This is a genomic window from Phycicoccus avicenniae (assembly GCF_018139485.1).
Taxonomy (GTDB): domain Bacteria; phylum Actinomycetota; class Actinomycetes; order Actinomycetales; family Dermatophilaceae; genus Phycicoccus; species Phycicoccus avicenniae.
Window position 1 is genome coordinate 335,482 of the sequence record NZ_JAGSNF010000003.1, and the last position, 15,556, is coordinate 351,037.

Sequence of the window (15,556 nt, forward strand, 5' to 3'; positions counted from 1 at the left end):
GTCCGGGCCTCGTCGCCCCTGTGCCCCTCCTCGTGGGAGGGAGGGTGGAAGTCTAGTGGGACGCGACACCCCGACCGGAAGCCGGAGAACCCGTGAAGCCCTACAGCGACCTCCCCGCCCGCCGCACCGCCCAGGTCGTCACGGACCTCTGCGTCCTTCTCTGGGTCCTCGCCTGGGTGTGGGTCGGGACGGCCGTGCACGAGGCGACGCTCACCCTGGCCGAGCCCGGGCGACGGCTCGAGGCTGCGGGTTCGGGCTTCCGGGGCCGGATGACAGCGGCGGGCGACCAGGTCGACGGGCTGCCGCTCCTCGAGGACCGGATCGCGACCCCGTTCCGCTCCGCCGCCGACGCCGGCGCCGGGTTCGAGTCGGCGGGCGCCGACCTCGTCGCGGCGGTCGAGCGCTTCGCCCTCGTCCTCGGGGTGGTCGTCGCGGCGACCCCGATCGTGCTCGTCGTGCTCACCTGGCTGCTGCTGCGGGTCCGCTTCGCCCGGCGGGCGGGGGCCGCGCAGCGGTTCGTCGACGGCGCCCCCGACCTCGACCTCTTCGCCCTGCGGGCGATGGCGAACCAGCCGATGCCCCGGCTGGCCCGGATCAGCACCGACCCGGCGGGCGCGTGGCGACGCGGGGACCCGGAGGTCGTGCGCGCCCTCGCCGTCCTCGAGCTGCGGGCCTCGGGGCTGCGGCCGCCGCCCGTCAGTCCCGAGTGACGACGGCCGGACGCAGGTCCTGCGCCGGGCACGTCCACGTCGCGGCGTCGGCGTCGACCTGCTCGCCGCTGCGGATGTCCTTGACCTGGTCCCCGGCGTCGTCCGTCCCGGGGAACCAGACGAAGGGGATGCCCCGGCGGTCCGCGTAGCGGATCTGCTTCCCGAAGCGCGCCGCGGAGGGCGCGACCTCGCACGGCACGCCACGACCGCGCAGGGTCGCGGCGACCCGCCCCGACCGGGCCCGGGACTCCTCGTCGACGACGGCCACGAGCACCGCCGCCGGGGTGGACCGGGACGCCGTGAGTCCCCGCTTCGCCACGAGGAGGTGGACGAGCCGGGTGAGGCCGATCGAGATGCCGACGCCCGGGTACGTCGTCCGGCCGTCGGAGGCGAGGGAGTCGTAGCGGCCACCCGAGCAGACCGACCCCCACTCCTCGGAGCCGACGAGCTGGGTCTCGTAGACCGTGCCGGTGTAGTAGTCGAGCCCCCGGGCGACGGACAGGTCGGCGACGAGCGTGCCAGGAGCCTGCTCGGCCCCGGCCGCGACGACGGCGGCGAGGGCCCGGAGCCCCTCGTCGAGGGTGGGGTGCGAGACCCCGAGCGCCCGGACCTCGTCGACGAAGGACAGGTCGCCGCTGCGGATGTCGGCCAGGGCCAGCGCGAGCCGCGCCTGCTCCTCGGTGGCCCCGGCCGCGACGAGCTGCTCGGTGACCTTCCGCGGTCCGATCTTCGCGAGCTTGTCGACGACCCGCAGGGTCCCGGCGACGTCGGTGAGGCCGATGCCGAGGTAGAAGCCCTCCGGCACCTTGCGGTTGTTGACCTGGATGCGGAACTCGCCGACCGGCAGCCGGCGGAACGCCTCGGCGACGACGAGCGGCATCTCGGCCTCGAGGTGCGGCGCGAGCTCGCCGACGTCCACGACGTCGATGTCGGCCTGGGTGAACTCGCGGAACCGGCCCTCCTGCGGCCGCTCGCCGCGCCAGACCTTCTGGATCTGGTAGCGGCGGAACGGGAACTGGAGGCGTCCGGCGTGCTCGAGGACGTACCGCGCGAACGGGACGGTGAGGTCGAAGTGCAGCCCGAGGTCGGCGTCCCGGCCGGTCTCCTCGCCGGCGAGGCGGCTCACCCCGTAGATCTCCTTGTCCGCGTCCCCGCCCTTGCCGAGGAGCCGCTCGACGGGCTCGACGGCCCGGGTCTCGAGCGGGGCGAAGCCGTGCAGCTCGAAGACCTCACGGATCGTGTCGAGGAAGTGCAGCTCGAGGAGCCGGTCGGCGGGCAGCAGCTCGGGGAACCCCGAGATCGGGGTCACCTTCGTGGCGGGAGGGGTCACGCGTCCAATCCTCGCAGGTACGGGTTGGTGCCCCGCTCGCGCGCCATCGTCGTCGCCGGGCCGTGACCGGTGAGGACCAGCGTGGAGTCCGCGAGCGGGAGGACGACGTCGCGCAGCGAGCGCTGCATCGCCGCCGTGTCGCCACCCGGCAGGTCGGTGCGGCCGATCGAGCCCGCGAAGAGGACGTCACCCGAGACGACGGTCCGGTCCAGCCCCTCCCCCGGCGCCAGGCCGTCCGGGACGGCGTCGAGGGCGAACATCACCGAGCCCTCGGTGTGACCCGGGGCGTGGAGGACGTCGAGGGCGAGCCCCGCGACCTCGAGACGCTGCCCGTCCGCGACGTCGACGACGGTCTCGGGCTCGGCCCAGGTCGCGGACCGGCCGAACTGGGCCTCCATCATCGCGACCATCGCGGGACCGACCGAGGCGAGCGGGTCCTCGAGCCGGTAACGGTCGTCCGCGTGGATGTAGGCCGCGGTCGTGCCACCGCACACCGGGGTCACCGAGTACACGTGGTCGAGGTGGCCGTGGGTGAGGAGCACCGCGGCGGGACGCAGCCGGTGCTCGCGCAGCACCTCGGCGAGGGTGTCCTCGACCCCGATGCCGGGGTCGACGACGAGGCACTCCTCCCCCGGACCGGGGGCCAGGACGTAGCAGTTGGTGTCGAAGGCGGCGGCGGGGAAGGACAGGGCGAGCACCCGGCGAGACTACGCGCCGGGCCTCCTACACTGAGCGCCACCGTCAGAGCCGATGCCGGAGGAGCCACGTGAGCACGAGGAAGCAGGAGCAGGAGCGCGCCCGCCGCCGGGCGCGCCGGCTCGAGGTGCGGGACGAGGCCGACGCCGCCGCCCGCGGCCGGGTCCAGCGGACGGTCGCGGTCGTCGTGGCGGTCCTCGTCGTCCTCGGCGCGGTCGTCGCCTTCGGGGTGCTCGGCGGTGCGGAGGACGAGCCGGAGGGCGGCACGGCCGGGACGACGGCGTCCGGCTGCACCGAGCCGCCCGCCGCCCCCGGAACGGCCGCCGAGCTGGAGCTCCCGGACGCCGCCGAGGCCGAGGGCACCGTCTACGAGGCGACCCTCACGACGAACTGCGGCGACATCGTCGTCCGGCTCGACGGCACGCTCGCCCCGCAGGCGGTCGCGTCCTTCCTCCAGCTGGCCCGCACCGGGTACTGGGTCGACTCGCCGTGCCACCGGCTCACGACGGGCGAGTCCTTCGAGGTCCTCCAGTGCGGCGACCCCACGGGCACCGGGACCGGTGGCCCCGGGTACGGGTACGGCGTCGAGAACGCGCCGGCCGACGGGGTGTACCCCCGCGGCTCCGTCGCGATGGCCCGCACGTCCGACCCGGAGAACGGCAACGGCGGACAGTTCTTCCTCGTGTACGGCGACACCGAGATCCCGGACCCGGACGGCTACACCGTGTTCGGCACGGTGACGGCCGGGTTGGATATCGTCGACCGCGTCGCCGCCCAGGGGGTCGTAGCCACCGGCTCGAGCCCCACGGACGGTCCGCCCGCCGCACCGATCAGCATCCTGCAGGTTGCTGTCACCGAGGAGTCGTCCTGACCGTGTCCGAGGACCAGCCCACGCCCCGTCCCCCCGTGCCCTCCCCCGCCGCCCTCGCAGGTCGGCGTCCGCCCCGCCCGGCGGCCGCGCCGCCCGCCCCCGTGACGCACTCCGAGTCCGCCCGCTTCGGCCGGGCCGACGAGCAGGGTCGGGTGTTCGTCACCGTCGGCGACGAGGAGCGCGAGGTGGGGTCCTACCCGGACGCCGCGCCCGAGGAGGCGCTGCAGTACTTCGCCCGCAAGTACGACGAGCTCGCCGCCTCCGCCGACCTGCTCGAGGCCCGGCTCGCCAACCCCGAGGTCTCGGCCAAGGAGGTCGCGGACGGGCTGCGGACGCTCGAGCAGCACGTCGCCGAGGCCAACGTCGTCGGTGACCTCGCCGCCCTCGACGCCACGGTCGGCCGGGTCCGCACCGGGCTCGAGGCCAAGCGGGCCGGTGAGTCCGAGGCCCGGCAGCAGGCCCGGGCGGCCGCCGCCGCCGAGCGGGAGCTCATCGTCGCCGAGGCCGAGAAGATCGCGGCCCAACCCGCCGAGCGCACGCAGTGGAAGCAGAGCGGCGAGCGGATGCGCGCCCTGCTCGACCAGTGGAAGGCCCACCAGCGCTCCGCGGCGAAGCTCGACAAGCCGACCGAGACGGCGCTGTGGCAGCGCTTCAGCCACGCCCGCAACTCCTTCGACAAGGCACGGCGGGCCTGGTTCGCCGAGCTCGAGACGACCCGCGCCGACGCCAAGGCGACGAAGAAGAAGCTCGTCGCCGAGGCCGAGGCCCTGCAGAAGAGCACCGACTGGGGACCCACGGCCCGCGCCTACAAGCAGCTCATGGACAGGTGGCGCGCCGCCGGGCGGGCCGCCCGCGCCGACGACGACGCCCTCTGGGAGCGCTTCCGCGCCGCCCAGGACGCGTTCTTCACGGCCAAGGACGAGGTCGCCGCCGCCGAGGACGAGTCCTTCCGCGCCAACCTCGTCGTCAAGGAGGAGCTGCTCGTCGAGGCCGAGGCGCTGCTCCCGGTGCAGGACATCGAGAGGACCAAGGTCGCCCTGCGCGACGTCCAGGACCGCTGGGACGCCGCCGGCAAGGTGCCGCGCGCCGACCTGGACCGGGTCGAGAAGCGGATGCGCGCGGTCGAGCAGGCCGTCCGCGACGCCGACGAGAAGCGCTGGAAGCAGACGAACCCCGAGGTCGCGGCGCGGGCGCAGAGCCTCGTCGACCAGCTCGAGGCGTCCGTCGCGTCCGTGCGGGCCGAGGTCGAGAAGGCCGAGGCGGCCGGCGACGAGAAGAAGGCCGCGGCGGCGCGGGAGCGGCTCACGGCCCAGCAGCAGTGGTTGGACCAGGCCCGGGCCGGCGTCGACGAGTTCGGCGGCTGAGGCAGGGTCGGCGGCGGGCGGCCCTCAGGCGTCGCGCCGTCCGCCGGTGACCCGCTCGGCGTCGAGGACACCGGGGACGCTCTGCACCGCGCGGATGACGTGGCCGAGGTGCCCCGGGTCGCCCATCTCGAAGGTGAACCGCAGCACCGCGACCCGGTTGCGGGAGGTCTGCACCGACGCCGAGAGGATGTTCACGTGGTGGTCGGAGATGACCCGCGTGACGTCGGACAGCAGGCGTGAGCGGTCGAGGGCCTCGACCTGGAGCTGGACGAGGAACATGCTCCCCGCGGTCGGGGCCCACTCGACGTCGATGATCTTCTCGGGCTGGGCCAGCAGCGAGTCGGCGTTCGTGCAGTCCCGGCGGTGGACGGAGACGCCGTTGCCGCGAGTGACGAACCCGAGGATGTCGTCGCCGGGGACCGGGGTGCAGCACCGGGCGAGCTTGACCCAGACGTCCGACATCTCCTTGACGACGACCCCGGGGTCGCCGTGCCGCCGGCGGGACGGGCGGGAGAGGTCGGGGCTGGCGGCCTCGGCGATGTCCTCGCTCGCGCCCTCCTCGCCGCCGACCGACGCCACGAGCCGCGAGACGACGTGCTGGGCCGAGACGTTGCCCTCGCCGACGGCGGCGTAGAGCGCGTCGATCCCGTTGAACCGCAGCTCCTCGGCGACGCCGGTGAGGGACTCCAGCGACATCATCCGGGTCATCGGCAGGCCCTGCTTGCGCAGCACCTTCGCGAGGGCCTCCTTGCCCTCTTCGATGGCCTCCTCGCGCCGCTCCTTGGTGAACCACTGCTTGATCTTGTTCCGGGCCCGTGCCGAACGGACGAACCCGAGCCAGTCGCGCGACGGTCCGGCGGAGTCCGCCTTCGAGGTCAGCACCTCGACGAGGTCCCCGTTGTCGAGCCGGCTCTCGAGCGGGACGAGCCGGCCGTTGACGCGGGCCCCGATGCAGTGGTGGCCGACCTCGGTGTGGACGGCGTAGGCGAAGTCGACGGGGGTCGCGCCCGCGGGCAGCCCGACGAGCTGGCCCTTCGGGGTGAAGACGTACACCTCCGAGGCGGTGATCTCGAAGCGCAGCGACTCGAGGAACTCCCCCGGGTCGGCCGTCTCCTTCTGCCAGTCGAGCAGCTGGCGCAGCCACGCCATGTCGTTGACCGGGCCCGTCTGGCCGTCCTCGACCCGCGCCCCGGGGGACCCGCCACCCTTCGGGTCCTCCTTGTACTTCCAGTGCGCGGCGACGCCGTACTCGGCGCGGCGGTGCATCGTGTGGGTGCGGATCTGGATCTCCACCGGCTTGCCGCCCGGTCCGATGACCGTCGTGTGCAGCGACTGGTACATGTTGAACTTGGGCATCGCGATGTAGTCCTTGAACCGCCCCGGCACCGGGTTCCAGCGGGCGTGCAGGGCCCCCAGCGCGGCGTAGCAGTCGCGGACGGTGTCGACGAGGACGCGGACGGCGACGAGGTCGTAGATCTGCTCGAAGTCGCGGCCCCCGACGATCATCTTCTGGTACACGGAGTAGTAGTGCTTCGGACGCCCCGTGACCGTCGCCTTGATCTTCGCCCCGCGCAGGTCCGACCCGACCTCGTCGCGCACCTCGGCGAGGTACTCCTCGCGTGCCGGGGCGCGCTCGGCGACGAGCCGGACGATCTCGTCGTACACCTTGGGGTAGAGGGCCTGGAACGACAGGTCCTCGAGCTCCCACTTGATGGTGTTCATGCCGAGGCGGTGCGCGAGCGGGGCGTAGATCTCGAGCGTCTCCTTGGCCTTGCGCTGGGCGCTCTCCTGGGAGACGTACCGCCACGTGCGGGCGTTGTGGAGACGGTCGGCGAGCTTGATGACGAGGACCCGGATGTCGCGCGCCATCGCGACGATCATCTTGCGGACCGTCTCGGCCTGGGCGGCCTGGCCGTACGTCACCTTGTCGAGCTTGGTGACCCCGTCGACGAGCATCGCGATCTCGTCGCCGAAGTCCCGACGCAGCGCCTCGAGGCTGTACGCCGTGTCCTCGACGGTGTCGTGGAGCAGCGCGGCCGCGAGCGTCGTCGGGGTCATGCCGAGCTCGGCGAGGATCGTCGTCACCGCGAGCGGGTGGGTGATGTAGTCGTCGCCGCTGCGCCGCTTCTGCCCCTCGTGGGCGCGCTCGGCGACGGCGTAGGCGCGTTCGACGATCGCGACGTCGGCCTTGGGGTGGGTCTGGCGGACGACCTGGAGCAGCGGCTCGAGGACGGGGATGCTCGCCCCCTTGGTGCGCCCGACGCGCGCCAGCGCGGCCCGGGCCCGGGCCCGGGACCCCCCGGACGGCGGCGGCGTCCCCGCCGTCGTCGTCGTGTGGTCCGCCATGACGGGAGTCTAGACGGGGCTCACCCCACGGTGAGCAGGGACCTCACCGGCCGGACGCCCAGCCGGTCGCGCCCCCCGAGGAGCCCGAGCTCGACGACGACGTCGAAGCCGACGACCCGTGCGCCGACCCGTTCCAGCAGGTCCCACGCGGCGACCGCAGTGCCCCCGGTCGCGAGGACGTCGTCGACGAGGAGGACCCGGGAGCCGTCCGGGACGGCACCCGTCTGCACCTCGATCGTCGCCTCGCCGTACTCGAGGCCGTAGGTCGCGGCGACGACGTCCCCCGGGAGCTTGCCCGCCTTGCGGACGGGGACGAAGCCGGTGCCGAGCACGCGCGCCAGAGCGGCGCCCACGACGAAGCCGCGCGCCTCGACCCCGGCGACGAGGTCGACCTCGCCGTGCCGACCGTCCGCGAGGGCGGTGAGCACCCGGTCCCAGGCCTCCGGCGCCACGAAGAGCGGGGTGAGGTCCTTGAAGACGACCCCGGGCTGCGGGAAGTCCGGGACGTCGCGGACGTGCGCCGCGACGACGCCGGCGACCGGGGGCCGCGCGTCGGCCACGGTCAGCGCTTGGACTTCGGCGGGCGCTTCGGCTGGTTGCGCGGCCCGCCCCGGGCGTACTGGTGGACCGAGCGGCCGGTGACCGTCGAGCCCTCGGTGCGCTCGCCCGTCCCGGCGGCCCCCGCCGGCACCGGCTCGCCCGCGCGCTCGGCGGCCTGCGCGGACTCGAGGGCGTCGCGCTTCTCGACCCGCTCCTCCCAGGTCCTCGCCCGCTTCGCGAGCTCGAGCACCTGCGGGTCGTTCCGCCGCAGCGTCACGAGGAACGGCGTCGCGATGAAGAGGGAGGAGTACGCACCGACGACGAGGCCGACGAAGAGCACGAGGGTGAGGTCGAGCAGGACGCCGGGGCCGAGGAAGAGCGACCCGACGACGAGCACGGCGGCGATCGGCAGGGCGCCGATGACGGTCGTGTTGATCGAGCGCACGATCGTCTGGTTCACGGCGAGGTTCGCCGCCTGGGCGAACGTCACCCGGCCGGTGCGGAAGGCCTCGTTCGTGTTCTCCCGGACCTTGTCGAAGACGACGACGGTGTCGTAGAGGCTGTAGCCGAGGACGGTGAGGAACCCGATGAGCGTCGCCGGGGACACCTCGAACCCGACGAGGGCGTAGATCCCGACGGTGATGAAGAGGTCGTGCGCGAGGGCGAAGAGCGCGGCCGCCGCCATCTTCCAGTTGCGGAAGTAGATGCTCAGCATCACGACGACTCCGACGAGGAAGATCGCGAGGGCGCGCAGCGCCTCCTGGCTCACCGACTGGCCCCACGACGGGCCGATGGTCGTCGCGCTCACGTCGTCCGGAGCGACGCCGAACGCCTCGGCGAGCGAGCCGCGGACGTCCTGGGCCTCGGTGTCGCCGAGCGACTGGGTCTGCACCCGGACCGTGTCGGTGCCGACGAGGGTGACGTTGACGCCGCGGTCGCCCTCGGCGGCACCGACGGCCTCGCGGGCGGTCTGCTCGTAGTCCTCGGGGGCCGAGGAGGTCGCGACACGGAACTCCGAGCCGCCGCGGAACTCGAGGCCGAGGTTGAGCCCCTGGGTCACGAGGCCGAGGGCGGCGACGAGGAACAGGACGACCGAGGCGGCGTAGAACCGCTTGCTCAGGCTGATGACGGGGATGGAGCGGCGACCGGTGTAAAGGTCGTTGCCGAACCGTGCGAGATCGGTGTTCATGCGTGGCTCCCTTCGGGCTCGCGCACGCCTTGCGAGCGGGGCACGAACCTCCCTCGGCCGACGTACCGGGCGGCGGAGGCACCGAGCCGGTTCGGGTCCAGGCCCGACCACGGGTGGCCCTCGCGGAAGAACTTCCGCCGGGCGAGCAGTGTGAGCAGCGGGTGGGTGAACCAGAAGACGACGATGATGTCGATGACCGTCGTGAGGCCGAGCGTGAAGGCGAAGCCCCGCACGCTCGAGCTCGCGAGGACGTAGAGGACGAGCGCCGCGAGGACGTTGACGGCGTCGGCGATGAGGATCGTCCGCTTGGCCCGGTCCCACGCCGTCTCGACGGCCGCCGCGAGGGACCTGCCGTCGCGCAGCTCGTCGCGGATCCGCTCGAAGTACACGATGAACGAGTCGGCGGTGAACCCGATGGCGATGATGAGCCCGGTGATGCCGGCCATGTCGAGCCGGTAGTTCTCGGCCCACCCCAGGATCGTGATCGCGAGGTAGGTGAGCAGCGCCGCGACGACGATCGAGGCCACCGTGACGAAGCCGAGCACCCGGTACTGGAAGAGCGAGTACACGACGACGAGCGCGAGGCCGATGAGCCCGGCGACGAACCCGTAGCGCAGCTGCTCGCTGCCGAGCGTCGGGCTGATGTCGACGCTCGACTGCTCCTGGAACGACAGCGGCAGGGCACCGAACTTCAGCTGGTCGGCGAGGGCCTGGGCACCGTCGAGCGTGAAGCCGCCGGTGATGCTCGCCTGCCCGTTCGGGATGGCCTCGTTGAACTGCGGCGCGACGATGACCCGCCCGTCGAGGACCGTGGCGAGCTGGTTCTGCGGCGGGGGCAGCGAGACCATCTGCCGGCTGATGTCGGCGTAGCGGTCGCTGCCCTCGCTGGAGAAGGACAGGGCGATCTCGACGTCGCTGGTGAGGACGCCCTGCTGGTTGGCGCGGTAGCCGGCCGTCGCGTCGTCGATGTCGGCACCGGAGACGACGACGGGGCCGAGGATGTACTTGCCGAGGTCGTCGCCGCACGTGACGAGCGGCTGGGTCGGGTCGGCGGCCTCGGTCGGGATCGCGTCGGGGTTCGTGCAGTCGAGCTCGTCGAACTGCTGCTGCAGCTCGGGGGTGACCCACTCCAGCGACGTCGCGTCCTGCGGCTCGCCGGTCCCGCTCGTGGCGTCGGGGCTCGGGGTGGCCTCGTCGGAGCCGGACGGGCTCGGGGTGGCCTCGTCGGAGCCGGAGGGGGTCGGGGACTCCGCGGTGAGGACCTCGTTGAGGGCGCTGTTGCTCGTCGCGGACGGCTCGGGCGTCAGGGACGCCTCGGCGTCCCCGCTTTCGGCGTCCCCGCCCTCGGAGGCCGACGAGGAGGCGCTCGGCGACGGGCTCGCACCCGGCTCGCCGCCCTCGCTCGGGGACGGGGTCGGGACGGGCACCCCGCTCGCGACCTGGAGCACGGGGCGGAACTGCATCTGCGAGGAGCGGCTGATCGCGTCCCGCACCTCCTGGGTGGGGATCTCCGGGATGCTCACGACGATGTTGCGGTCACCCTGGGTCGTCACCTCGGCGCCGGACACCCCGCCCGCGTCGACGCGCTGGACGATGATGTCGCGCGCCTGGTTCAGCTGCTCGGTCGTGACGTCCTGGCCCTCGCTCGTCTGGGGCTCGAGGATGATCTGCGTCCCGCCCTCGAGGTCGAGGCCGAGCTTGGGGGTGGGCTCGCCGCTCCCCCAGACGATCGACCCGCCGAGCAGGCCGCCGAGCACGACGGTCAGGACGGTGATGCCGATGAGCGCCCGGCGGGCCAGGGTCTTCGGGGTGGCGGAGGCCATCAGGCCGCCTCTCCGGTGCGCATGCCGATCGCGCGCCGGTCGAACCGCACGGTGACGCCCTCGGCCACGGTGAGCGTGACGACCCCGTCGTCGACGGCGGCGATCGTCCCGTAGAGCCCGGAGGTGGTGACGACCTCGTCACCGACCGACAGCGAGTCCTGGAGGGCCTGCACCTGCTTGGTCCGCTGCCGCTGGGTGAAGAACATCCAGACGATCAGGAGGAACGGGAGTCCCAGGAGCAGGACGTAGGCAAGGCCGGAGCCGGAGCCGTCAGACATCGCAGAAAGGTCCTTCACGGAAACGGGTCGCCCGGGTCACCGGGCAGCGGATCGGCCCGGACGCGCCCGGGCCGAGGGCCCACTCTAGGCGAGAGCCGGACACCTCACCAACGAAGCAGGTGCGCCCGGAGTGCCGCGGCGGCCCTCAGCCCAGCCGCCCCGGTCCTCCGTCGTCGATCGGCAGCACGGCCTGGGCCGGGGCGTCCACCGGCGGGGTGAGACCGAGGTGCTGCCAGGCCCGGGGGCTCGCCGCCCGGCCGCGCGGGGTGCGCACCATGAAGCCCTCGCGCACGAGGTAGGGCTCGGCGACGGTCTCGACGGTGTCGCTCTCCTCGCCCACGGCGACCGCGAGCGTCGACACGCCGACGGGCCCGCCGCCGAACCGCCGGCACAGCGCCTCGAGGACGGCGCGGTCGAGCCGGTCCAGGCCGGCGGTGTCGACGTCGAAGAGGGCGAGGGCCTCGCGGGCGGCGTGCCGGTCGACGACCCCCTCGCCGTGCACCTGGGCCCAGTCGCGGACCCGTCGGAGCAGCCGGTTCGCGATCCGCGGGGTGCCCCGGGAGCGGCCCGCGATCTCGGCGACGCCCGGGTCGTCGGCCTCCACGTCGAGCAGCGCGGCCGACCGGCGCAGGATCGTCACGAGGTCGTCGGTGGCGTAGAAGTCGAGGTGCCCGGTGAACCCGAACCGGTCCCGCAGCGGGGCGGGGAGGAGCCCGGCGCGGGTCGTGGCGCCGACGACGGTGAACGGGGGCAGCTCGAGGGGGATGGCCGTGGCGCCCGGCCCCTTCCCGACGACGACGTCGACGCGGAAGTCCTCCATCGCGAGGTAGAGCATCTCCTCCGCGGCCCGGCTCATCCGGTGGATCTCGTCGAGGAAGAGCACCTCGCCCTCGTCGAGGCTGGACAGGACGGCCGCGAGGTCCCCGGCGTGCTGGATCGCCGGGCCGGACGTCACCCGGATCGGGCGCTCGAGCTCGGCGGCGACGATCATCGCGAGCGTCGTCTTGCCGAGACCGGGCGGCCCGGAGAGCAGGACGTGGTCCGGCGGGCTGCCGCGGCGGCGCGCCGCCTCGAGGACGAGGCCGAGCTGGTCGCGCACCCGCGGCTGGCCGGGGAAGTCGGCGAGCCGGCGGGGACGCAGCGCGGCCTCGACGACCCGCTCGTCCTCGCCGCCCTCGGCGTCGACGACCCGGGCGGTGGCGTCCCACGACCCGTCCGCCTCGTGCACCTCGGACCGGAACCCGCTCGCGTCGCCGGCCGTCATCGGCGCAGCCCCCGCAGCGCGAGACGCAGGTAGGTCGCGACGTCGGCGTCGGCCGGGGCGTCGCCGGCGACCCCGTCGACGGCGTCACCGGCCTGCTTGGCGGTGTAGCCCAGCCCGACGAGGGCCTCCGTGACCTGCTCGCGCCAGGGCTCGGCCGAGGACGAGGGGGGCGGGGTCCCGGCGCCGGCGACGGGTGTCCCGTGGATCGCCGCCACCTTGTCCTTGAGCTCGAGGACGAGCCGCTGCGCCGACTTGGCCCCGATCCCGGGGATCGTCGTGAGGGCCTTGGTGTCGCCCCGGGTCAGGGCGGCGGCGAGCTCGTCCGGACCCATGACCGAGAGCATCGCGAGGGCGAGCCGGGGACCGACGCCCGAGACCGTCTGCACCGTCTCGAACATGTCCCGCTCCGAGGTCGCGGCGAAGCCGTAGAGGGTGAGCGAGTCCTCGCGCACGACGAGGCTCGTCGCCAGGGCGGCCTCCTGCCCCCGGTGGCAGGTCGTCGCGGTGGCGGGGGTCGTGTGCACGAGCATCCCGACGCCCCCGACCACGACGACGACGTGGTCGAGGCCGACGTGCTCGACCACCCCGCGCACCGAGGCGATCACGAGCGGGCCCCGTCCGCGAGGGCAGCGAGGCGGCTCGTCTGCGCCCCGCGCCAGGCGTGGCAGACGGCGAGGGCGAGGGCGTCGGCGGCGTCGGCGGGCCGGGGCGCCTCGTCGAGCCCGAGGATCCGGGCGACCATGGCGCCGACCTGGGCCTTCTCGGCGCGGCCGCTGCCGGTGACCGCCGCCTTCACCTCGGTCGGGGTGTGGAAGACCGCGGGGGTCCCCCGGCGCGCGGCCACGAGGAGGGCGACGGCGGTCGCGTGGGCGGTCGACATCACCGAGCGCACGTTGACGTCGGCGAAGACCCGCTCGACGGCGACCACGTCCGGGCGGTACCGCTCGACCCACCGCTCGATCTCGCGCTCGAGGTAGAGCAACCGGTCCCCCGGCTCTGCCGCGACGGGGGTGCGCACGACGCCGACGGCGACGAGCGAGGCCCGCCCGGGGCGACCGTCGACGACGCCGAGACCGCAGCGGGTGAGACCGGGGTCGACACCGAGGACGCGCACGGGAGACTCCTGGGATCCGGTTAGAACACGTGTTCGGGACCCAACGTACGGCAGCGGCCGGGGCGGGTCGCCGTGCGACACGCCCGCCGGGTCAGTCCTCGTCGAGCTCGGCGAGGACGTCGTCGGGGACGTCGCCGTTGGCGAAGACGTCCTGGACGTCGTCGGAGTCCTCGAGAGCCTCGACGACGCGGATCATCTTCCGGGCGCCGTCGGCGTCCAGCGGCACCTGGAGGTTCGGGACCCACGACGCCTCGGCGGAGTCGTAGTCGACGCCGGCCTCCTGGAGCGCGGAGCGCACGGCGACGAAGTCGGTGGCCTCGCTGACGATCTGCCACGCGTCGCCGTGGTCGTTGATCTCCTCGGCGCCGGCCTCGAGGACGATCTCGAGGAGCTCGTCCTCGGACTTCTCCGACTTCGGCACCATGACGACGCCGCGACGGTCGAAGACGTAGGACACCGACCCCGGGTCGGCGAGCTGCCCGCCGTTGCGGGTGAGCGCGGTGCGCACCTCGGCGGCGGCCCGGTTGCGGTTGTCGGTGAGGCACTCGATGAGGACGGCGACCCCGCCGGGGGCGTAGCCCTCGTACGTGATGTTCTCCCAGTCCGAGCCGCCTGCGGTCGCCCCGGACCCGCGCTTGACGGCGTTGTCGATGTTCGTGTTCGGCACCGACGACTTCTTGGCCTTCTGGATGGCGTCGTAGAGCGTCGGGTTGCCCGCGGGGTCGCCGCCGCCGGTGCGGGCGGCGACCTCGATGTTCTTGATGAGCTTGGCGAAGAGCTTGCCGCGCTTGGCGTCGATCGCCGCCTTCTTGTGCTTGGTGGTCGCCCACTTTGAGTGGCCGCTCATGAACGCTCCCTCAGACTCTGTCTCACGATGTCGACGAACAGCTGGTGGACCCGGTGGTCGCCGGTCACCTCCGGGTGGAAGGCGGTGACGAGCAGGTCACGCTGCCGCGCGGCGACGATCCTACCCGCGGCCGGTCCGTGCTCCACGCGGGCGAGGACCTCGACGGACTCCCCCACCTCCTCGACCCACGGGGCGCGGATGAACACCGCCCGGACCGGCTCGCCACCCACCTCGCGGATGTGGAGGTCCTCCTCGAAGGAGTCGACCTGCCGCCCGAAGGCGTTGCGCCGGACGAGGACGTCCATCCCGCCGAGCGTCTGCTGCCCCGCCGCGCCGTCGGCGAGCCGGTCGGCGAGGAGGATCATCCCGGCGCACGAGCCGTAGACCGGCATGCCGGCCGCGATCCGGTCCCGGATCGGCTGGTGCAGGTCGAAGGCCCGCAGCAGCTTGTCGATCGTCGTCGACTCCCCGCCCGGCAGGACCATCGCGTCGACGGCCTCGACCTCGGCCGGGCGCCGGACCGTGACCGCCCGGCCGCCCCCGCGCTCCAGGGCGGCGACGTGCTCGCGGACGTCGCCCTGGACGGCGAGGACTCCGACGGTCGGGGTGGTGGTCACGGACGCGACTCTACGGGCGGCCCGGCTAGCCTGGCGCCCGTGGGTGACGGGGTGGAGGTGCGGGAGCGGCGGGCCCAGGACCTCCCGCTCCTCGCCCGGGTGCTCGCCGAGCAGCAGCCGCGCTCGCACTACCCCCTGCGCTGGCCCCTGCCGTTCCCCGTCGAGGAGTTCCTCGTCCGTCCCGGCGAGCTCGGGGCGTGGGTGGCGACGCGGGGCGACGAGGTCGTCGGGCACGCCTCGGTGCTCGAGCCGTCCCCGGGCCCGGAGACCGACGGGTGGGAGCGCGGGACCGGGCTGCCCGCGGACCGGCTCGCCGTCCTCGCGGTCCTCTTCGTCGCCACCGCGGTCCGCGGCCGCGGGGTCGGCGGGCGGCTCATGGACACGGTGACCGACCGGTGCCGCGAGCTCGGCCGGATGCCGGTCCTGGACGTCGTCCGGACCCACACCGACGCCTCGGAGGTGTACCGGGCGCGCGGGTGGCAGGTCGTCGGAGAGGCGCGACCGGTGTGGCTGCCCGAGGACCAGGACCCGGTCCTGCTCATGGCGCTGCCGCCCGCGGGCTGACTG

The 15,556-nt window shown here is 73.7% G+C and carries 16 protein-coding genes; 4 read left to right on the forward strand and 12 right to left on the reverse strand.

Annotated features, from left to right (window positions below):
* Positions 1 to 92: 92 nt before the first annotated feature.
* Positions 93 to 710, forward strand: a complete 618-nt coding sequence (locus KC207_RS03590; RefSeq protein ID WP_211601516.1) for a hypothetical protein — start codon at positions 93 to 95, stop codon at positions 708 to 710.
* Here the strand turns inward: KC207_RS03590 and hisS are convergent.
* Together hisS and KC207_RS03600 are read right to left on the reverse strand one after the other, a co-directional pair.
* Entirely contained in the window at positions 697 to 2,040 is a 1,344-nt protein-coding gene (gene hisS, locus KC207_RS03595) for a histidine--tRNA ligase (protein ID WP_211601517.1), read from the reverse strand. The two genes, KC207_RS03590 and hisS, sit on opposite strands and share 14 nt — an antisense overlap.
* Entirely contained in the window at positions 2,037 to 2,738 is a 702-nt protein-coding gene (locus KC207_RS03600; RefSeq protein ID WP_211601518.1) for an MBL fold metallo-hydrolase, read from the reverse strand. The genes hisS and KC207_RS03600 overlap by 4 nt, the downstream gene beginning before the upstream one ends.
* A 68-nt stretch (positions 2,739 to 2,806) precedes the next feature.
* On the opposite strand from KC207_RS03600, the gene KC207_RS03605 reads away from it, so the two are divergent.
* Both KC207_RS03605 and KC207_RS03610 read left to right on the forward strand, forming a co-directional pair.
* A complete protein-coding gene (locus KC207_RS03605) occupies positions 2,807 to 3,607 on the forward strand; it encodes a peptidylprolyl isomerase (protein WP_249138531.1) in 801 nt (266 codons plus the stop codon).
* A gap of 2 nt (positions 3,608 to 3,609) precedes the next feature.
* Complete coding sequence (locus KC207_RS03610; RefSeq protein ID WP_249138532.1) at positions 3,610 to 4,971, forward strand: DUF349 domain-containing protein; 1,362 nt, start codon at positions 3,610 to 3,612, stop codon at positions 4,969 to 4,971.
* A gap of 24 nt (positions 4,972 to 4,995) precedes the next feature.
* Here the strand turns inward: KC207_RS03610 and KC207_RS03615 are convergent, their stop codons facing one another.
* The 10 genes from KC207_RS03615 to pdxT all read right to left on the reverse strand — a co-directional run bounded on the left by KC207_RS03615 (position 4,996) and on the right by pdxT (position 14,989).
* Positions 4,996 to 7,317: a RelA/SpoT family protein gene (locus tag KC207_RS03615; RefSeq protein WP_211601519.1), complete on the reverse strand. Its 2,322-nt coding sequence runs from the start codon at positions 7,315 to 7,317 to the stop codon at positions 4,996 to 4,998.
* A gap of 20 nt (positions 7,318 to 7,337) precedes the next feature.
* A complete protein-coding gene (locus KC207_RS03620) occupies positions 7,338 to 7,877 on the reverse strand; it encodes an adenine phosphoribosyltransferase (RefSeq protein WP_211601520.1) in 540 nt (179 codons plus the stop codon).
* Between the two features lie 2 nt (positions 7,878 to 7,879).
* Positions 7,880 to 9,046 carry a protein translocase subunit SecF gene (gene secF / locus KC207_RS03625; RefSeq protein WP_211601521.1) on the reverse strand — a complete coding sequence of 389 codons (1,167 nt, stop codon included), beginning with the start codon at positions 9,044 to 9,046 and terminating at the stop codon, positions 7,880 to 7,882.
* Complete coding sequence (gene secD, locus KC207_RS03630; protein ID WP_211601522.1) at positions 9,043 to 10,869, reverse strand: protein translocase subunit SecD; 1,827 nt, start codon at positions 10,867 to 10,869, stop codon at positions 9,043 to 9,045. The genes secF and secD overlap by 4 nt, the downstream gene beginning before the upstream one ends.
* Positions 10,869 to 11,147: a preprotein translocase subunit YajC gene (gene yajC / locus KC207_RS03635; protein WP_211601523.1), complete on the reverse strand. Its 279-nt coding sequence runs from the start codon at positions 11,145 to 11,147 to the stop codon at positions 10,869 to 10,871. The genes secD and yajC overlap by 1 nt, the downstream gene beginning before the upstream one ends.
* A gap of 145 nt (positions 11,148 to 11,292) precedes the next feature.
* On the reverse strand, positions 11,293 to 12,411 hold the full coding sequence (gene ruvB / locus KC207_RS03640) for a Holliday junction branch migration DNA helicase RuvB (RefSeq protein WP_211601524.1): 1,119 nt from the start codon (positions 12,409 to 12,411) through the stop codon (positions 11,293 to 11,295).
* The gene (gene ruvA / locus KC207_RS03645; RefSeq protein ID WP_211601525.1) at positions 12,408 to 13,016 is read right to left on the reverse strand and encodes a Holliday junction branch migration protein RuvA; all 609 of its coding nucleotides are present in this window, start codon (positions 13,014 to 13,016) and stop codon (positions 12,408 to 12,410) included. The genes ruvB and ruvA overlap by 4 nt, the downstream gene beginning before the upstream one ends.
* Positions 13,013 to 13,525, reverse strand: a complete 513-nt coding sequence (gene ruvC / locus KC207_RS03650; RefSeq protein ID WP_211601526.1) for a crossover junction endodeoxyribonuclease RuvC — start codon at positions 13,523 to 13,525, stop codon at positions 13,013 to 13,015. The genes ruvA and ruvC overlap by 4 nt, the downstream gene beginning before the upstream one ends.
* Before the next feature lie 91 nt (positions 13,526 to 13,616).
* Complete coding sequence (locus KC207_RS03655; RefSeq protein ID WP_211601527.1) at positions 13,617 to 14,372, reverse strand: YebC/PmpR family DNA-binding transcriptional regulator; 756 nt, start codon at positions 14,370 to 14,372, stop codon at positions 13,617 to 13,619.
* The gene (gene pdxT / locus KC207_RS03660) at positions 14,369 to 14,989 is read right to left on the reverse strand and encodes a pyridoxal 5'-phosphate synthase glutaminase subunit PdxT (RefSeq protein WP_211601528.1); all 621 of its coding nucleotides are present in this window, start codon (positions 14,987 to 14,989) and stop codon (positions 14,369 to 14,371) included. The genes KC207_RS03655 and pdxT overlap by 4 nt, the downstream gene beginning before the upstream one ends.
* A 39-nt stretch (positions 14,990 to 15,028) precedes the next feature.
* On the opposite strand from pdxT, the gene KC207_RS03665 reads away from it, so the two are divergent.
* On the forward strand, positions 15,029 to 15,553 hold the full coding sequence (locus tag KC207_RS03665) for a GNAT family N-acetyltransferase (protein ID WP_211601529.1): 525 nt from the start codon (positions 15,029 to 15,031) through the stop codon (positions 15,551 to 15,553).
* Positions 15,554 to 15,556 lie beyond the last annotated feature (3 nt).